General features: G+C 59.7%; 8 protein-coding genes. 5 read left to right on the top strand and 3 right to left on the bottom strand.

Annotation, left to right across the window (positions count from 1 at the left end; all coding sequences use genetic code 11):
- Positions 1-100: 100 nt before the first annotated feature.
- From ACXX81_RS11545 to ACXX81_RS11535, 3 genes are all read right to left on the bottom strand, one after another.
- Complete coding sequence (locus tag ACXX81_RS11545) at positions 101-6,154, bottom strand: hypothetical protein (RefSeq protein WP_458571711.1); 6,054 nt, start codon at positions 6,152-6,154, stop codon at positions 101-103.
- 161 nt (positions 6,155-6,315) lie between these two features.
- Positions 6,316-7,221: an AraC family transcriptional regulator gene (locus ACXX81_RS11540; RefSeq protein WP_231423830.1), complete on the bottom strand. Its 906-nt coding sequence runs from the start codon at positions 7,219-7,221 to the stop codon at positions 6,316-6,318.
- A gap of 71 nt (positions 7,222-7,292) precedes the next feature.
- Entirely contained in the window at positions 7,293-8,582 is a 1,290-nt protein-coding gene (locus ACXX81_RS11535) for a glycosyltransferase (protein WP_458572582.1), read from the bottom strand.
- Positions 8,583-8,740: 158 nt separating this feature from the next.
- Between ACXX81_RS11535 and tpx the strand changes: the two genes are divergently transcribed.
- From tpx to ACXX81_RS11510, 5 genes are all read left to right on the top strand, one after another.
- Positions 8,741-9,241: a thiol peroxidase gene (gene tpx, locus ACXX81_RS11530; protein ID WP_458571710.1), complete on the top strand. Its 501-nt coding sequence runs from the start codon at positions 8,741-8,743 to the stop codon at positions 9,239-9,241.
- Positions 9,242-9,473: 232 nt separating this feature from the next.
- Positions 9,474-10,772 (top strand): MdtA/MuxA family multidrug efflux RND transporter periplasmic adaptor subunit, encoded by a 1,299-nt coding sequence (locus ACXX81_RS11525; RefSeq protein WP_322213435.1) that lies wholly within the window; start codon positions 9,474-9,476, stop codon positions 10,770-10,772.
- Positions 10,769-13,870 carry an MdtB/MuxB family multidrug efflux RND transporter permease subunit gene (locus tag ACXX81_RS11520; protein WP_231423828.1) on the top strand — a complete coding sequence of 1,034 codons (3,102 nt, stop codon included), beginning with the start codon at positions 10,769-10,771 and terminating at the stop codon, positions 13,868-13,870. The genes ACXX81_RS11525 and ACXX81_RS11520 overlap by 4 nt, the downstream gene beginning before the upstream one ends.
- On the top strand, positions 13,867-16,974 hold the full coding sequence (locus ACXX81_RS11515; protein WP_458571709.1) for an efflux RND transporter permease subunit: 3,108 nt from the start codon (positions 13,867-13,869) through the stop codon (positions 16,972-16,974). The genes ACXX81_RS11520 and ACXX81_RS11515 overlap by 4 nt, the downstream gene beginning before the upstream one ends.
- Positions 16,971-18,437, top strand: a complete 1,467-nt coding sequence (locus ACXX81_RS11510) for an efflux transporter outer membrane subunit (protein ID WP_209981498.1) — start codon at positions 16,971-16,973, stop codon at positions 18,435-18,437. The genes ACXX81_RS11515 and ACXX81_RS11510 overlap by 4 nt, the downstream gene beginning before the upstream one ends.
- Positions 18,438-19,240 lie beyond the last annotated feature (803 nt).

The following is a 19,240-nucleotide window of genomic DNA, read 5'->3' as shown; positions in this document are numbered from 1 at the left end:
GCACTCGTTGGCAGTTTGGCTGAGGGGGGCAGGTCAGGTTAGGCTTGGGCAAAGCGCGCCGATCACACGGTGACGGCGCGCTTGTTCCTGTGGAGGGTGTTCAGGAACGGTTATACCCGTGAGGAAAGGGATTTTTTGGTTTCGTTATGAGATTTTCCATCCAGTTTTTATTCAACGGGCTAATTAATGCCTCTCTCTCCAATATCTTTATATTTTTACCTTCCCACTGGGCCATGACTTTCTTGAGGTTCTGTGTGTATTCGCGAGCGGGACAGGCAATATCGGTCCATGGGTCCACGATCCAGGCGTCGTTCCAGGCTTGCTCGGAAAAGTCGACGGTCCCTGATGGTAGCGTTGAGGGTCCACCCACCACCGTGAACGCGTGAGCGTCCGATGCATACCATTCATAGGCTCTACCGCCGCTCTTATTAATAATGTCCTTGGACAAAATCGCCATTTCTCCGCAGTTGCCAGCCCCGGTTTTAAGCACGAGATTGGCGCGATTTGGCGCGTGGCTCTCCGCAGTACTACGTATCCAATTGATGGTGTCTAATGCGGCTTGCGCACGCGCCTTATCCGCCGTGGACCGCACTTGATTGCCGGGTCCCAGCCCTGTGGCTTTCATTCCAAGATTGACATTGGATTTGGCTTGCTCTGCATAGAATTTGTTCTGCTGTTCCACCGTTCTGGTTGCGAAGTCAGCAGGTTTATCCAATGCGGCCACTTGTATCGGCCTTAGAGCGATGTCGGCTTTACCGATCGCGTCGTGCCGTTGCAGTTGATAAACGACTTCACGCTGCTGTTCCGGGGTCATCTCTTTACAATAGACTTTTAGCTCATCGACTTCCTGTCTCGTATAGCCAGAACGCTCCAGCGCTTGAAACGCCATATCGAGTTTCGGCAAGGCAATAAAATCGTGATCAATGGGAACGTGGGAAACGCCTTGGCGTATGTTGAGCTTAGCCTTATAGCTCATGACCAACGGTAATTCTCTGGATGTGCATTTTATAAAGGTCAGTTCGTCGCCAGGCGCTTTGTTTAATGTCGCAACGTAAAACTCGCCGATATCCGCTTCGATCACCAAGTATTGATTGGTACTGCCGGTGATCGAGTCCTTAACCACGATACCTCGCAACTCGCGCTTGTCATCGCACGCCGTGCTGATGCTGTTGAGCTTCACCACCCGGCTTTCCCGCGCCAACGCGTCACTGGGTTGCGCACTGTAAAAGCCGAACTGTGGATCCTGCGTGATCGTGCCTTTGACAATGTCCTTGTAGGTGATGCGTTTTTTATCAAGGACGGGCATCAGTTGGGGGCCCATTTCACCTTCAACCAACTTGAACCGACGTCGCTCGAAAATGACGAACTGATCCTTTTTGAACAGCTTCGGCTCCGAGGGGAACAGCCGCACGTGCTCAAGCGCCTGCAGTTCCTGGGTCAACTCACTGGATACGTTGTCGATGATCTTGGAGAAACAGGTGTCATTGGCACCGCGCCTGAATCGGCCAGTGAGCCCTGTCGGGGCTCGGCAGATCGCCTCGAAACCTTCGAGCGGTTTAAAGTGATCGGCCGATTCCAGGTCAGTCAATACACCAGGCGCGTGGGTATCGTAACGGTAGACCTTGCCCTCGTTGATCAGGTCGAAGCCATTGACGCGCGGTAGGGTAAAGGCGTCTTCGGCCAATGATTTTTGCGCTACCAGCGCTGAGGTGCCGTCTGAAAAGGTTTCTTTTTGCACGAGTGATGTTGTGTCGGACACGAACCCTTTCAGCGCCGGCCCATAGGCTTGTGCTGTTTTGCTGTCGTAGGCGTACCAGTTACCTTCCTGGAAGATTGCCGTCACTTTGGTGTGTGGGGGTGTATCGGAGCTTATGACGACACCGTCTTCCATGTTGGATGGCTGCACAAACTTCCCGTCGCCCAGTTCCGCCAGATGGCTTTGCTGCAGTCGACTGGTTGAAAGGAGCGTCTGTGAGGTACTGTTGGCTGTAAGGTCTCTGATCACAAGATCTTCACCTTCTTTGGCGCCGAACTTCTCAATGAATTTGGCAGACACCTTGACCGCCGCCCAGCCTGTACCCGATTTGAGCAGTGACCAGAGTTTGCCTGCACCTTCCGTGGCTGCATACATGACGATGTCGACGCCCAGATCGTATACCGCTTTCTTATAATCGCCGTTGTAAAGGTCCAGAATACTCGAGCCGCCGGGTACTACTTTCATGAAGCCCAGGAAGACATCACTGGGCTCGACGGCATTGTCCACAGGGTTGAACCCACGTTGTTTGTTGGTGAAATTGGCCTTGTTCAGGTAGGCCGTGTCAACCAGCACTTCGGCCACGTGTTGGAACCTGATACTTTCGTAGTTGGCGGGCGTAGTGCCCGCCTGCTCTGCAAACAAAAGTCGCCTGCCCCCTTCATAAACATTGGGGTCGACAACGTGCAGGGGCGTCAAGACGACGTTGGGGGTGAGTTCAGGTTTTGGCTCTGCGCCACTTTGGAAGGCCTTCAAGTCGATGGTTACGCTGCCGGCTTTGCCGTGAAGCACCGAACGGTCTATCGCCGGGATTTGTATTATTTTTCCAGCGCCCGGGTAGACGGCGAGCGTGTACTGCTTTCCGTAGTGATCGACATCCAGCACGATACCGCCGGTATTTCCCACGGCGTACAGGTTCATTCCGCCATTCTTCAAGGCAACGCGAATCGGCAATGGCAGTTTGCTGAGCATATCCTTGAGTTGCGAAATACTGTGGGTCCTGCGCTGCGTATAGTCCTGTTCGATAGCGTTATTAAATTGCTCTTTTATGACCGGTAATTCAGAGGCGTGCCTGCGCAGGTTCTCGACGTCCACCCCGGGCTTTTCCGGATCCCACTGATCACCCAGACGGCCGGACTCATACACTGCGGCAATGCTCGCTTTAACGCCGGAAAATATCTTGCCGACCCTCTCCCGTACGTACGTATTCTCGAAATCGATAGTGGAACCAAATTTTGCCCGCAACGCTTCAAGGGCCATCGCCCGCCTGCTGGGCGCCTTGACGGTACCCAGAAACTTGCTGGCGGCAGCCACTTCAGTGGTCTGTTTATTCAGGGATTTTTGCGCGGTTGCCATTTGTTCCAGGGTGTATTCATCCTTGTCACTCTTCACGACATGACCGTTGCAGATAGCCCAATCCATCACCGGATTCATCCCGGCCATGGCGCGTTGTTGGGTCTCATCAGCTGAAATGGGATCAATCCCGATAAACCGGGTGATCTGTTCATCGCTCATGCCGGTGGCTGCACCGGGGGCTATCTGCTCGACCAGATTTACCCCCATCGTGTAGATGGCAAACTCGGAGGAGCCCAGCGTTGCCGCTGACGGCAGGTCTTTGCGTACAAACTGTGGCGCCATACCTGACTTCAGCAAATGCGAGGCGATCGGGGCCAGTGCCGCGGGTACCTTACCGGTGTCAATCAAGTGTTTATCGAAACGCTGGCTGATTTCGTTGGGGTGAAGTCCCCAGTTATCAGCGTGCATGAAGTGGAAGTCTGCAACCTTATTGCGCGCAGAGCCCGCCTTCGGATCGAGCTCCAGCACCAGGGCTGTCAACAGCCACTGCTTCAGGCTGGACGTGGTCGTGCGCCCCTGCATGTCGATTTCCAGCTTCGCGGCAAATTCGACGGCTTTATCACTGGACAATATCCGTTCCAGTGCTTTGTCAGGTTGGGCGTCGAGGCCAGTGATACCGGCGCTTAAATAGCTCCAAAGGCTGTCGTGCTGGCCGATATTGTCTTTCACAAACTCCGCCACCTTGCTGCGCTGTTTAACGCTGAGCGGGAGGTCGGTGGAGAGAAACCCCCAGAGGTTGCCCAAGGCCGGTGATTGAGGGACGGGCGTTTGCAACGCCTTTAACAGGTTTTCGGTCTGCTGAGTCGACGTGACGTCGTTCCATTTGTTGTCTCGAAGAAACTGCCGAAGAGTTCTGGCACCCTTAGGCTGATGCGACGAATCAGGATCGCTATTGATCCATGTCGAGGTGTCCTCCGCATTGAGGCGTTTAAGCTCACCAATGAGGGCGTATCGATCATTGCTGTCCCCCAATGCTGTTTTTTTTCGGATCAAATCGTTCACGATTCGATCCGTGTCTTCAACAGGCGTAGGGAACTGTTGTGTTCGCCCCATCATCTGTGTTTGTTGTGCGAAGGCCGGGCCGCTGTAGTGGGTGCTGATACCATAAAAATTGCACACCGATTCAAACGGTGCATTGGCGCTGATGGTTCCCGGCAGCTTCATTTCTGCTCCACGTGTTGCGAAGGGCGCTGCGGCATTCAACACTGGCGTGAGCACGTCAAAATACCCAGGGTATTTTTCCGCAAAATCATTGGCGGTATAACGCCGGTCTATGCCATTGACCTTGCCGACCAGCGCCCGGTCCGAGGGGGCATAGCGCAGGGACGCCAAGTCCACTTTCTGTTCGCGGGCCCACTCGATGAACCCGCGTGCGTTCAGCGCCTTGCCAAGGTAATCCCACCATTGTCCGAACAGACTGTCGTGCGGTATCGAATCGATGATTTTGTTGGAGGCTTGGGTGGGATCGGCCTTCACTGCGAGCATTGCGCGGTACATGGCGATGGCCAGTGCGCTTTCGGCGCTTTCTGCTCCTGTTTCCACTGAGTCAGCGTCACTGGATTTAATCGCTTGCGCCAGAGCTTCAAGCCTGGATGGCTTAATGGACGTGTCAGAGAGTTGATTGCTCACTGCCTGCTGTCGCTTGCGCACAACCTGGGACGCCGCATCGTTGGCGGTTGTGTCCACCAATGCTTTGAAACCTTTGTTTTGGGACATCTCTGCTATTCGGCGCAGGACGCTCACCACAGGCTGTTGTGTTGAACCTTGTCGTTCAGGGACCGGCTCGTTGTAAAACCGCATCACTTCGTCCAATGATGCAGATGCGGCCGGATATTCAACGGCAGCGCCAGAGCCGCCTGCCATTTGTTGGACGGCGTTCTTGATTTTTTCCCAGATATCATGCCAATCCGAAACATCGTTCAAGGTGAAGGTCTTGTCCTTGCCTTCGACGTTGCCTGTCAATTCCCCGCTGTCTGGAAGGAATCTGACGCTGGAAGCAGTGATGTTGTTGTTTTTTAAAAAGGTTGTAAAAACGTCGCTGCTCAGCGCTTTTAAAAGGTGTGCGCGCGCCTGGTTAAATGTCGAATATTCCGGAATTTCGTTGAGGATAATCTCAGAGGCCGACAGCCCCATGTGTGTGCTACGCGGTTCCGGCAACAGCTTAATCAATGCCTGACTGCATAGCACCGCCAGCTCTTTGTCAGCGCATTTTACTCTTTCTGCTGCCGTTAACGGCGCGAACTCGGCCAGGCGCTGGTTCAGTTGATGCGGCGGTAAGTCTGCGATCGCCTGGCGGGCCTCTTTTTTTTGCTGGTCGCGCTTGGCAACAAGCTGCGTGTAATGCTTGTCGGATTTGTCCGGCTCTGGGAAGGTGCCTTTCAACAGTTTTTCGATGATAGGCAGCACGTCATCACCGGTAGTGGATCGAGGCAAATCGTAAAACGCGATCAGGTTTCTGAGGGACACGAAATCCTTGTCAGAGAAGTTGATCAGGTCCCAAATGGATAGTTTTTCTACTGCCGCCAGAACGTCCACCGAAGCACGCGCCCAATCGTCATCCGTCCGTGAGTAGATGTCATAGTAAGTGCCCTTTTTGAGCGCAATCAAACTCCCTGTTTTATCGATCATGATGGTGTTGAGGTCAATATCATTGGCCTGCGCAAACGATTTGAACGGCTCCGAGTGCAGTGCGTTCGCAAGTTCGCTCCAGCGCTGACGGAAAGTGGAGTCATTTGGGATTGCTATCTGCTCGGAATCAACAGATGCGTTTTTGTCGAGCTTTTCGCGGATCAGGCCATTGGCAATATCGGCGGCCAGTTGGCGGTCACCACGCTCAACCAGGGCGTCGGCGAATTGGTTGATTTTCTCTTGGCGCGGGTTGGAAGCAGGCGTTGAACCTTGCAGGTCCCTGCGCGTTCGCAAGGCAGGGCGCATGTTCGCCGCGCTGAGCGTGGCAGCGTCGGCAAGCGGCACGCTTGGGGCGCTCTCAGCCGGGTGAGGGTGCTGTGTGTGGAGGGCAGGAAGTTTTTGCGCGCTAATGATCATTGCCTATCCTTGAACCGGCTGTCAGAAAAATATCACCTGCTAAGGAGAGCGGTGATGTTGTTGCTGAGTGGCTGGAGGACTAATGGCGTTCACTAGGCATGTGTGACAGGCAATGTAGCCATTTTTTGATCGTGCCTGCACGGAGGTGGGTGCGGTCAATGTCAGGCGAGGTTCTGCTCGGTCAACCGCTGCACCGCCAACCGCCTATAGTGGGAGGGCGTCATGCCCTTGAGCTGTTGAAAACGCCGGTTGAAGTTGGAAATGTTATTGAACCCCGATTCGAAACACACATCCGTCACCGCCTTCTCTCCGTCAGCCAGCAACTCGCAGGATTTGCTGATGCGTAAACGGTTAACAAATTCGACAAAGGTACGGCCCGTCGCCTGCTTGAACACTCTTGAGAAGTAGGTGGGCTTCATCCCCAGGTAGTCCGCCACTTCCTCCAGCGGCAACTCCCGTGCGTAGTGAGCAAAAATGTAATCCACCGCGCGGTTGGTGCGGTCAATGTTGTGTTCGTCGGCCAATTGCGGCGTGGTGGCGCCCGAGAGCAATTGATAATCCTCACACGTGCTCAGCGCCTCCATCAGGATGAAGAAGTGCCCCAGTCGCGCGATGCCCTGGGTCTCCTCAATGCGCTGCATCAGGCCCATGGCCAGTGCGATGGTTTTTTTGCAGCGAAATTCGATGCCGTACTGTGCGCGCTCCAGCAACGGTTCCAGGCGTTTGAGTTCGGCGAAGACATGGCTGCCGTGTTCGAATAATTCATCGGTGAAGTTCACCAGCATGTCGCGCTTGGGCACCACTTCGTCTTCCTCCACCTGGCTGATCCAGTTGTGGGGCAGGTTGGGGCCGGTGAGAAACAGGCTTTCCGGGTAGAAGTTGCCGATGTAGTCACCGATAAACACCTTGCCCGAGCTGGCAACGATCAAGTGCAGCTCGTATTCCTTGTGGAAATGCCAGCGCACCAGCGGGCAGGGGAAACCGTGCTGGCGATAGATGATGGACAGACCGTTGTGATCGTCCATCAGTTCGTAGGAAGGGTCGGTAACTCGCGTTGCTCGGGTCATGGCGCCGTCGCTTTATTGTGATTGCTGCACAGGATAATGCCTCCTCAAGCACCACCTCGCCAGCGCCGGCCTCATAGGGCGCGGTTTTTTGCCTCGATCCACTGCGACATGTACTGCGTGCTCTTGTGGGCATGGTGACGCAGCATGCTGCCGGTGAAGTTGTTGCGGCGGTGGCTGGCGAGGTGGATGCGGCAGTTTTCCAGGCATTGCACCAGCGCCGGGCCGTGGATGCGTTGGTCATAGCGGCGGGCGAGCAGTTGGCGACCCTGTTCCTGGGCCTGGGTCCAGCGCTCACGGTCCTGATAAAGGGCGACGGCGGCGGCGGCGAGCGCCTGGGCTCGGTGTTCGATCATGCCGGGCCAGGGCTGTTCATCGCCCATGGCTTCGGCACCGATGGGCGTGGTGACGTTGGGTGTGCCACACAGCATGGCGTCGGCCAGTTTGCCTTTTATCCCCGCGCCGAAGCGCAGCGGCGCCAGGCAGATGCGCGCGGCGCTCATCACCTGCAGCGCATCTTCGGCCCAGTTCAGCACATGAAAACCCTGCGCCGGGTTGTGCAGGGCAGTGGCCTTGGGCGGTGTGTAAGCGCCATAGATGTGCAATTGGACGCCCGGCAGTTGCTGGCGGATCAGCGGCCAGATGCTGCTCTTCATCCACAGCACGGCATCCCAGTTGGGGGCGTGGCGAAAGTTGCCGATGCTGAGAAAATGCGCGCGGTCTTCAAAGGGCGCAAAGGCGGCGGTGGGCGGCGGCATCATCAGCGGGCACCAGTGGAGCAGGGCGGCTGGCACCTTGAATTGCTCGGTGAGCAGGCGGATTTCCACGTCGGAAATCATCAGGCTGATATCGCAGCGATAAATGGCAGCGATTTCGCGTTTGGCGAGGTCCGTGTCAGCCATGCGCTGGAATTCGTCCCTCAGCGCAGGGGCGAACAGAGCAGTGAAGTCGTCACTGTCGGAATGCGCTTTTGCGTGCTCCTTGAAACGCTGGTGACGTGCGTCGCGCAGGCTTTGCAGGTCCGAGGTTTCCAGCACGCGCAGCGCGCCGGGGCAGCACTTTTCCACGCGCCAGCCGAATTGCTCTTCCATCATGAAACGGTCGAACAGCACGATATCCGGGGCCAGCTCACGGATAAACTCATCGAAACTGCTGTTATTGAGTTCGATGGCGCATTCGGCGATGCCCAGCGTCGACAAGTCGGCCTTATGCTCGCCGAGTGCGGCCGGACTGCTAAAGGTAATGTCCCAACCTTGGGTGAGAAACGTCTCAAGAATCTGCATCATATGCCCGCCTGCAGCCGAGGAACGGGGTTCCGGCCAGACGTAACCAATAACCAGGACTTTGGTGGAGGGCTGATTTATCAAGGGCGGGTTCCTGAAAAGGGGCGGGCAAAAAGCGTGCAATTAAACCACAACCCGGGGTGATGACAATTTGCCTGCGGGGTAGGTAGCGGCGGCACTTTGTGGTTAACTTCGGCCTCTCGAATTCGTTTCATCAAACCCGTATAAGGATTTCGTTCATGGCTCAAGTCACTCTCAAAGGTAACCCTGTCCAGGTTGAAGGCGAACTGCCACAGGCCGGTTCCCAGGCTCCCGACTTTACCCTGACCGCCGGTGACCTGTCGGAGGCCACCCTGGCTTCCTTCGCCGGCAAGCGCAAAGTGTTGAATATCTTCCCAAGCGTCGATACCCCGACCTGCGCCACCTCGGTGCGCAAGTTCAATGCCCAGGCCAACGAGCTGAGCAACACCGTGGTGCTGTGCATTTCCTCCGACCTGCCGTTCGCCCAGGCGCGTTTCTGCGGTTCCGAAGGCCTGGAAAACGTAAAAAGCCTGTCGGATTTCCGCAGCGCTGCCTTCTCCCAGGACTACGGTGTCGATATCACCGACGGCCCACTGCGCAGCCTGACCGCCCGCGCCGTGGTAGTGCTGGACGAAAACGACACAGTGCTGCACAGCGAGCTGGTGGCTGAAATTGGCCAGGAGCCAAACTACGAAGCCGCCCTGGCTGTTTTGAAGTAACTGTTTCGGTACATTACTGCGATCTTGCAGTAATACGCCTGATACATGCTTGCGGCCTGGCCTCGTCCAGGCCGTTTTTATTTGAGCTTCAGCGGCTTAGCGAAATAGCATTTGAACTAAGCTGCAACGGTTGAAACCTGTAAGCCCAAGGTAAATAGCCGGTAAAGGCGCTTTTCTTAAACTGCCCCAGTGCTTATCTTTCAGCCTCCCAAAGAAGAAGCTCTCGCGCCCAATGGTTGATCACTCCATGCAATCCTCCCCCCGCAACTCCCGCCGCTGGCTGTTCGGCCTGCTTGTGCTGCTGGTTATCGCCGGCCTGTGCTGGAAATTCTGGCCCGGCAGTAGCGCCCACAAGGACGCGGCGGCGGGGCACACCGGCAAAACCGGCATGGCCCGCCCGGGCTTCGGCGGGTCCACCGGGCCGGTGCCGGTGCGTGTGGCGCCGGCGGTGCTGGGGGAGTTCCCGGTGTACTACAAGGCGTTGGGTACGGTCACCGCGCTCAACACCATCAATGTACGCAGCCGGGTCGGTGGGGAGCTGGTCAAGATCGCCTTTGAAGAGGGGCAGATGGTCAAGGCTGGCGACCTGCTGGCGGAAATCGATCCGCGCAGCTACCAGAACGCCTTGCTCCAGGCCCAGGGCACGCTGCTGCAGAACCAGGCGCAGTTGAAGAACGCCCAGGTTGACGTGCAGCGTTATCGCGACCTGTACAAGCAGGACAGCATCGCCAAGCAGACGCTGGACACCGCCGAAGCGCTGGTCCTGCAATACCAGGGCACGGTCAAGACCAACCAGGGCGCGGTGGATGACGCGAAGCTCAATCTCGAATTCACCAAAATCCGCGCACCGATTGCCGGCCGCGTTGGCCTGCGTCAGCTGGACGTCGGCAACCTCGTCGCCGCCAACGACACGACCGCCCTGGCCGTGATCACCCAGACCCAGCCGATCAGCGTGGCTTTTACCCTGCCGGAAAACACCCTGGACACCGTGCTCGCCCGTTACCACGCCGGCAACAAACTGCCGGTTGAGGCCTGGGACCGTGGCGACGCGAAGAAACAGGCCGTCGGCGTACTGCAAAGCCTGGACAACCAGATCGACGTCACCACCGGCACCCTGAAATTCAAGGCACGCTTCGATAACAAGGATCAGGCACTGTTTCCCAACCAGTTCGTCAACGTGCACCTGCTGGCCGATACCCTGCGTGACGTGGTGCTGGCGCCGTCCGCCGCGATCCAGTTCGGCAACAACGGCACCTTCGTCTACGTGCTCGATGGCGACCGGAAGGTCAAGGTTCAGCCGCTGGTAGTCGGCGATACCGACGGCGACAACACCGTGATCAAAGAGGGCCTGAAGGCTGGCGACCGCGTGGTCATGGAAGGCACCGACCGGCTCAAGGACGGCAGCGAAATCGAAGTGGTCAACGACAGTGCCGAAGTGCCCACCACCCCGACCGAACACCTGCAAGGCAAACCTGCGGCCAAAACCGAGAGCGGCGTAAACGCCGGCAAGGCGCAAAAGGTCGGTTCATGAACCTGTCGCGGCTGTTTATTCTTCGCCCGGTCGCCACCACGCTGAGCATGCTGGCCATTGTCCTGGCCGGCATCATCGCGTACCGGCTGCTGCCGGTATCGGCGTTGCCCCAGGTGGATTACCCGACGATCCGGGTGATGACCCTGTACCCCGGCGCCAGCCCCGATGTAATGACCAGCGCGGTCACCGCGCCGCTTGAGCGCCAGTTCGGGCAAATGCCCGGCCTTACGCAGATGGCGTCGACCAGCTCCGGCGGCGCCTCGGTGCTGACCCTGCGCTTCAACCTCGACATCAACATGGACGTCGCCGAGCAACAGGTGCAGGCCGCCATCAACGCCGCCACCAACCTGTTGCCCAAGGACCTGCCGGCGCCGCCGGTGTACAACAAGGTCAACCCGGCGGACACCCCGGTGCTGACCCTGGCAATCACCTCCAAAACCATGCTGCTGCCCAAGCTCAATGACCTGGTCGACACCCGCATGGCGCAAAAGATCGCGCAGATCAGCGGTGTCGGCATGGTCAGCATCGCCGGCGGCCAGCGTCAGGCCGTGCGCATCAAGGTCAACCCCGAGGCCCTGGCAGCCAACGGCCTGAACCTGTCGGACGTGCGCACCCTGATCGCCGCGTCCAACGTTAACCAGCCCAAGGGTAACTTCGACGGTCCCACGCGGGTGTCGATGCTCGACGCCAACGATCAACTGGTCTCGCCCCAGCAATACGCCGAGCTGATCCTCGCCTACAACAATGGCGCGCCGTTGCGTCTCAAGGATGTGGCGCAGATCGTCGACGGCGCCGAAAACGAACGCCTTGCCGCCTGGGCCAATGAAAACCAGGCTGTGCTGCTCAATATCCAGCGCCAGCCGGGCGCCAACGTCATCGAGGTGGTCGACCGCATCAAGGCGCTGCTGCCGAGCATCACCGACAACCTGCCGGCCGGCCTGGATGTGGCCGTGCTCACCGACCGCACCCAGACCATTCGCGCCTCGGTCACCGATGTGCAGCACGAATTGCTGATTGCCATTGCCCTGGTGGTGATGGTCACGTTCCTGTTCCTGCGCCGGGTCAGTGCGACCATTATTCCGTCGATCGCCGTGCCACTTTCACTGGTGGGCACCTTTGGCGTGATGTACCTGGCCGGGTTCTCCATCAATAACCTGACGCTGATGGCCCTGACCATCGCCACCGGTTTCGTGGTGGACGATGCCATCGTGATGCTGGAAAACATCGCGCGCTATATCGAGGAAGGGGAGACGCCCATGGCGGCAGCGCTCAAGGGCGCGCGGCAGATCGGCTTCACCCTGATTTCCCTGACGCTGTCGCTGATCGCCGTGTTGATTCCGCTGCTGTTCATGGCTGATGTGGTGGGGCGGCTGTTTCGCGAGTTCGCCATCACCCTGGCGGTGGCAATCCTGATCTCCCTGGTGGTCTCGCTCACCCTCACGCCGATGATGTGCGCGCGCTTGCTCAAGCGCGAGCCCGAGGAAGCGGAGCAAAGCCGCTTCTACAAGGCCAGCGGCGCCTGGATCGATTGGCTGATCAACGGCTACGCGCGCATGCTGCAATGGGTGCTCAGGCACCAGCCGCTGACCCTGCTGGTGGCCATCGCGACCCTGGGCCTCACCGTGGTGCTGTACCTGGTGGTGCCCAAGGGCTTTTTCCCGGTGCAGGACACCGGGGTGATCCAGGGTGTTTCCGAGGCGCCGCAGTCGATTTCGTTTGCCGCCATGAGCCAGCGCCAACAGGAACTGGCCAAAATCATCCTGGCCGACCCCTCCGTAGAAAGCCTGTCGTCCTATATCGGCGTGGACGGTGACAACGCCACGCTCAACAGTGGCCGTTTGCTGATCAACCTTAAGCCCCACGCCGCACGTGACCTGAGCGCGACCGAGGTGATCGCACGCCTGCAACCGCAGATCGACAAGCTGGTGGGCATTCGCCTGTTCATGCAACCGGTGCAGGACCTGACCATCGAAGACCGCGTCAGTCGCACCCAATACCAGTTCAGCATGTCGTCCCCGGACGCCGAGCTGCTGGCGCTGTGGAGCGGCAAGCTGGTGCAGGCCCTCAGTCAGTTGCCGGAGTTGACCGACGTCGCCAGCGACCTGCAGGACAAGGGCCTGCAGGTGTATCTGGTGATCGACCGCGATGCGGCCTCGCGCCTGGGGGTCAGCGTGTCGACCATTACCGATGCGCTGTACGACGCCTTCGGCCAGCGGCAGATCTCGACCATCTACACCCAGGCCAGCCAGTACCGTGTGGTATTGCAGGCCCAGTCGGGCGAAACCCTCGGCCCGGAGGCGCTGAATCAGATCCACGTGAAAACCACCGATGGCGGCCAGGTGCGGCTGTCGAGCCTGGCCCGCGTGGAACAGCGCCAGGCGCAGTTGGCGATTGCGCACATCGGTCAGTTCCCGGCGGTGATGATGTCGTTCAACCTGGCCCCGGGCGTTGCGCTGGGCAAAGGCGTGGAGCTGATCAACCAGACGCAGAAGGACATCGGCATGCCGGTGGGCGTGCAGACCCAGTTCCAGGGCGCGGCCCAGGCGTTCGAGGCTTCGCTGTCGAGCACCCTGCTGCTGATCCTGGCGGCGGTGGTCACCATGTACATCGTGCTTGGCGTGTTGTACGAGAGCTATATCCACCCGATCACCATCCTCTCGACCCTGCCCTCGGCAGCGGTGGGCGCGTTGCTCGCCTTGCTGCTCAGCGGTAATGACCTGGGCATGATCGCGATTATCGGCATCATTTTGCTGATCGGTATCGTGAAGAAGAACGCGATCATGATGATCGACTTCGCCCTCGACGCCGAACGCAACCAGGGCCTTGACCCGCAGACGGCGATCTATCAGGCGGCGCTGCTGCGTTTCCGGCCGATCCTGATGACCACCCTGGCCGCGCTGTTCGGTGCGGTGCCGCTGATGCTCGCCAGCGGTTCCGGCGCCGAGTTGCGCCAGCCCCTGGGCCTGGTGATGGTCGGCGGCCTGCTGGTGAGCCAGGTGTTGACGCTGTTCACCACACCGGTGATCTACCTGTACTTCGATCGTCTGGGACGGCGTTGGCGCAAAGAACCGCAACGCCTGGAGCCGGTTGAGCCATGAACCTGTCCGGACCTTTCATTCGCCGGCCGGTCGCCACGCTGCTGCTGAGCCTGGCGATCATGCTGCTGGGCGGTGTCAGCTTCAACCTGCTGCCGGTGTCGCCCTTGCCGCAGATCGACTTCCCGGTGATCGTGGTGTCGGCCAGCCTGCCCGGGGCCAGCCCCGAAGTGATGGCGTCCACCGTGGCCACGCCGCTGGAGCGCTCCTTCGGCTCGATTGCCGGCATCACCACCATGAGCAGTTCGTCCAGCCAGGGCTCCACCCGGGTGATTTTGGCGTTCGACTCCGACCGCGATATCAACGGCGCGGCAAGGGAGGTGCAGGCCGCCATCAACGCGTCGCGCAACCTGCTGCCCAGCGGCATGCGCAGCATGCCCACCTACAAGAAGATCAACCCGTCCCAGGCGCCGGTCATGGTGCTGTCGCTGACCTCGGACGTGTTGCAGAAGGGGCAGCTCTACGACCTGGCCTCGACCATCCTCTCGCAAAGCCTGTCCCAGGTGCCCGGCGTGGGCGAAGTGCAGATCGGCGGCAGTTCGCTGCCGGCGGTGCGCATCGAACTGCAACCCAAGGCCCTCGACCAGTACGGCGTGGCCCTGGACGATGTGCGTAACACCATCGCCAATGCCAACCAGCGCCGGCCCAAGGGCTCGCTGGAAGACAGCCAGCGCAACTGGCAGATCCAGGCCAACGACCAGTTGGAAAAAGCCAAGGACTACGAGCCGCTGCTGATTCGCTACCAGAATGGCGCGGCCCTGCGCCTGTCGGACGTGGCGAAGATCACCGACGGCGTCGAAGACCGCTACAACAGTGGCTTCTTCAACAACGATTCGGCGGTGCTGCTGGTGATCAACCGCCAGTCCGGCGCCAACATCATCGAAACGGTCAGGCAGATCAAGGCGCAGTTGCCGGCGTTGCAGGCGGTGTTGCCGTCCAGCGTCAAGCTCAGCCTGGCCATGGACCGCTCACCGGTGATCACCGCCACCCTGCATGAAGCCGAGATGACCCTGCTGATCGCGGTGGGCCTGGTGATCCTGGTGGTGTACCTGTTTCTCGGCAATTTCCGCGCGTCGCTGATCCCGACCCTGGCGGTGCCGGTGTCGCTGGTGGGCACCTTCGCGGTGATGTACCTGTATGGGTTCTCGCTGAACAATTTTTCGCTGATGGCGTTGATCCTCGCCACCGGCCTGGTGGTGGACGATGCCATCGTGGTGCTGGAGAACATCTCCCGGCATATCGACGACGGTGTGCCGCCGATGAAGGCAGCGTATCTGGGCGCTCAGGAAGTGGGCTTTACCTTGCTGTCGATGAACGTGTCGCTGGTGGCGGTGTTCCTTTCCATCCTGTTCATGGGCGGCATCGTCACCAGCCTGTTTCGTGAGTTCTCGATCACCCTGTCGGCGGCGATCATTGTGTCGCTGATCGTCTCGCTGACCCTGACCCCGATGCTCTGCGCACGTTGGCTCAAGCCCCAGGTCAAGGGCCGCATGACCGGGCTGCAGCGCTGGAGCCAGAAGGTCAACGACCGCATGGTGGCCGGCTATGCCATCAGCCTGGACTGGGTGCTGCGCCATCGGCGCCTGACATTGCTCAGCCTGCTGCTGACCATCGGCGTGAACGTCGCGCTGTATGTGGTGGTGCCCAAGACCTTCATGCCTCAGCAGGACACCGGCCAGTTGATCGGCTTCGTGCGCGGTGACGACGGCCTGTCGTTCAGCGTGATGCAGCCGAAGATGGAGACCTTCCGCAAGGCGGTGCTCAAGGACCCGGCGGTGCTCAGCGTGGCCGGCTTTATCGGCGGCAACAACGGCACCAACAACGCGGTGATGCTGGTACGCCTCAAGCCGATTGCCGAGCGCAAGGTGTCTGCCCAGGCGGTGATCGAGCGCCTGCGCAAGGACGTGCCGCTGGTGCCGGGCGGGCGCCTGTTCCTGATGGCCGACCAGGACCTGCAATTTGGCGGCGGTCGTGACCAGACCAGCGCGCAATATTCCTACATCCTGCAAAGTGGCGATCTTGCCGCGCTGCGGCTGTGGTACCCGAAAGTGGTCGCCGCCTTTCGTACGTTGCCGGAGCTGACCGCCATCGATGCACGGGAGGGCCGGGGGGCGGCGCAGGTCACGCTGATTGTCGACCGTGACCAGGCCAAGCGCCTGGGCATCGACATGGACATGGTCACGGCGGTGCTCAACAACGCCTACAGCCAGCGGCAGATTTCCACCATCTATGACAGCCTCAATCAGTATCAGGTGGTGATGGAGGTCAACCCCAAATATGCCCAGGACCCGATCACCCTCAACCAGATGCAGGTGATCACCGCCGATGGCGCACGGGTGCCGTTGTCGACCATTGCCCATTACGAAAACAGCCTGGCCAATGACCGGGTCAGCCACGAGGGCCAGTTCGCTTCGGAAAACATTGCCTTCGACATGGCCCCCGGGGTCACGGTGGAGCAGGGCACGGCCGCGATCGAACGGGCGATTGCCAAGGTCGGCTTGCCCGAGGACGTGATCGCCAAGATGGCCGGCACCGCCGACGCCTTTGCCGCGACGCAGAAAGGCCAGCCGTTCATGATCCTCGGCGCGCTGGTGGCGGTGTACCTGGTGCTGGGTATTTTGTACGAGAGCTACATTCACCCGCTGACGATTCTTTCGACGCTGCCGTCGGCCGGGGTCGGCGCCATGCTCGCCATCTACCTGACAGGCGGCGAGTTCAGCCTGATCTCCCTGCTCGGGCTGTTCCTGCTGATCGGCGTGGTGAAGAAAAACGCGATTTTGATGATCGACCTGGCGTTGCAACTGGAGCGCAACGACGGCCTGGGCCCGCTGGAATCGATTCGCAGCGCCTGCCTGCTGCGTCTGCGGCCAATTCTGATGACCACCCTGGCGGCCATCCTCGGCGCCTTGCCCTTGTTGCTGGGCAGCGGCGACGGTGCGGAAATGCGCCATCCGCTGGGCCTGACCATCATCGGCGGCCTGGTGTTCAGCCAGGTCCTGACCCTTTACACCACCCCGGTGGTCTACCTCTATCTCGACCGCGCACGCCACCGTTTCAACGCCTGGCGTGGCGTGCGTACCGATGCTGCCCTGGACTCTGTGCTATGACCGATTCAACGTTTGCCCAATGCGCCATGTTCCGTGGGTCCCGCGTGGCGAGCCTATTGCTGTGCGGCCTGTTGCTCAGCGCGTGTGCCATTGGCCCCGATTACAAACGCCCGGAGGTGATCGAGCCGGCGCAGTTCAAGGAAGCCCAGGGCTGGCGCCAGGCCACGCCGAGCGACTCCCTGGCCCGTGGTGCCTGGTGGGAGCTGTACGGCGACCGCCAATTGAATGACCTGGTGACGCGTCTGAACACCTCCAACCAGACCGTGGCCCAGGCCGAAGCACGTTTCCGTCAGGCCCAGTCGCTGGTGCGCAGCGCCCGTGGCGCGTTTTACCCCAGCGTCGACCTGAGCGTCGGCAAGACCCGCGCAAGCCAGGGCACCGGCAGCAGCAACGCGAGCCTGAGCAGTTCCAGCAGCGGTATCCGCGACACCCTTAACGCGCAGTTGGGCGTGAGCTGGGAGGCGGACGTGTGGGGCAAGTTGCGCCGAGGCCTGGAAGCCAACGAGGCCAGCGCCGAAGCCAGCGCTGCGGATCTCGCGGCGATGCGCCTGAGCCAACAGTCGGAGCTAGTGCAGAGCTACCTGCAATTGCGCGTGATGGATGAACAGACGCGCTTGTTGCAAGCCACGCTGGACACCTATCAGCGTTCGCTGCAGATGACCGAAAACCAATACCGCGCCGGCATTTCCGGCAAGGACGCGGTCGCTCAGGCGCAAACCCAGCTCAAGACCACCCAGGCCAGCCTGATTGACCTGATCTGGCAGCGCGCGCAACTGGAAAACGCCATCGCCGTGCTGGTTGGCGAGGCCCCGGCCAACTTCAACCTGGCGGTGAGCAAGGACATTCCCGCGTTGCCGCAAATCCCGCTGAGCCTGCCTTCGCAACTGCTCGAACGCCGCCCGGACATCGCATCGGCCGAACGCTCGGTGATCGCCGCCAATGCCAATATCGGCGTGGCCAAGGCCGCCTACTACCCGGACTTGAGCCTGAGCCTGGCGGGCGGGTATACCAGCAGTACCTATGCCGACTGGATCAGCCTGCCGAACCGCTTCTGGTCGGTGGGGCCCAAGCTTGCGATGACCCTGTTCGACGGCGGCCAGCGCTCGGCCGAGGTCGACCGCACGGTGGCCTCCTACGACGAGACCGTGGCCAAGTACCGCCAGACGGTGCTGGATGGGTTCCGTGAAGTGGAAAACTACATGGTGCAGCTCAAGGTGCTGGAAGACGAGGCGGTGGTCAGCAACGAAGCGCTGGACGCCGCGCGTGAGTCGTTGCGGTTGACGCAGAACCAGTACAAGGCAGGGTTGATTGCGTATCTGGATGTGGTGACGGTGCAGGCGACCGCATTGAGTAATGAGCGGACGGTGTTGACGTTGCTGCAGACGCGTTTGGTGGCGAGTGTGCAGTTGATTGCGGCGCTGGGTGGGGGGTGGGATGGGGTTACTGCTTCTGGGGGGGAGTGATTGGGTGTATAGCCGTTTGGGTGTATAGCCGTTATTGGGGGATGGCTACTGGCGGTTCCGCCCTTACGGCGGCTCACTTTTGGAAAAGAGCCCCAAAAGTAACCAAAAGGGCTCTTGCCCCACCACTCGGCACCTCGCCTGGGCTCGGTGTGCCCGCACGCAGGCTTGAATCCGTGGGCCGCCGCAATGGGCCATCCTTGGCCCAGTGCGGCTAACCCGGCGTCCTGCCGGGTTACCCACGGATTCAAGCCTGCGTGCGGCCAGCGTGGTTGACGGGGCGCTTGAGATCAAGATCAAAAGCCAAAGCAAAGCAAAACAAAGCAGATCAAAAGCAGACGGTGTTGTATCTGATCCATGGAGATCACATGTGGGAGGGGGCTTGCTCCCGATAGCAGTGGGTCAGCTAAAAATAAGCTGACTGAAACTCAGCCATCGGGAGCAAGCCCCCTCCCACATTTTACAGCGTACGGCAGACAACCCCGGTCGGCTCTAAGGCCGCCGCGCTTTTGCTTTTGATCTGAGGCGCCCCGTCAAACACGCTGGCCGAACGCAGGCTTTGGAGCGTGGGCAACCCGGCAGGACGCCGGGTTAGCCGCGCTGGGCCAAGGATGGCCCATCGCGGCGGCCCACGCTCCAAAGCCGGAGTGAGGGCACACCGAGCCCAGGCGAGGTGCCGAGTGTTGGGGCAAGAGCCCTTTTGGTTACTTTTGGGGCTCTTTTCCAAAAGTGACCCGCCGTAAGGGCGGAACCCATACCCGCCATAACCGCAGCAACGGATATGTACCCCACCAGCCAGCCAGCCA

The organism is Pseudomonas sp. GNP013 (genome assembly GCF_054343995.1).
The sequence above is the reverse complement of the archived record's forward strand: the minus strand, read 5'-3'. Positions and strand labels throughout refer to the sequence as shown.

Excerpts from the sequence above, each read along its gene's own strand:
- ACXX81_RS11545 (WP_458571711.1), bottom strand. The coding sequence starts at position 6,154 with ATGATCATTAGCGCGCAAAAACTTCCTGCCCTCCACACACAGCACCCT.
- ACXX81_RS11540 (WP_231423830.1), bottom strand. The coding sequence starts at position 7,221 with ATGACCCGAGCAACGCGAGTTACCGACCCTTCCTACGAACTGATGGAC.
- tpx (WP_458571710.1), top strand. The coding sequence starts at position 8,741 with ATGGCTCAAGTCACTCTCAAAGGTAACCCTGTCCAGGTTGAAGGCGAA.
- ACXX81_RS11525 (WP_322213435.1), top strand. The coding sequence starts at position 9,474 with ATGGTTGATCACTCCATGCAATCCTCCCCCCGCAACTCCCGCCGCTGG.
- ACXX81_RS11520 (WP_231423828.1), top strand. The coding sequence starts at position 10,769 with ATGAACCTGTCGCGGCTGTTTATTCTTCGCCCGGTCGCCACCACGCTG.
- ACXX81_RS11515 (WP_458571709.1), top strand. The coding sequence starts at position 13,867 with ATGAACCTGTCCGGACCTTTCATTCGCCGGCCGGTCGCCACGCTGCTG.
- ACXX81_RS11510 (WP_209981498.1), top strand. The coding sequence starts at position 16,971 with ATGACCGATTCAACGTTTGCCCAATGCGCCATGTTCCGTGGGTCCCGC.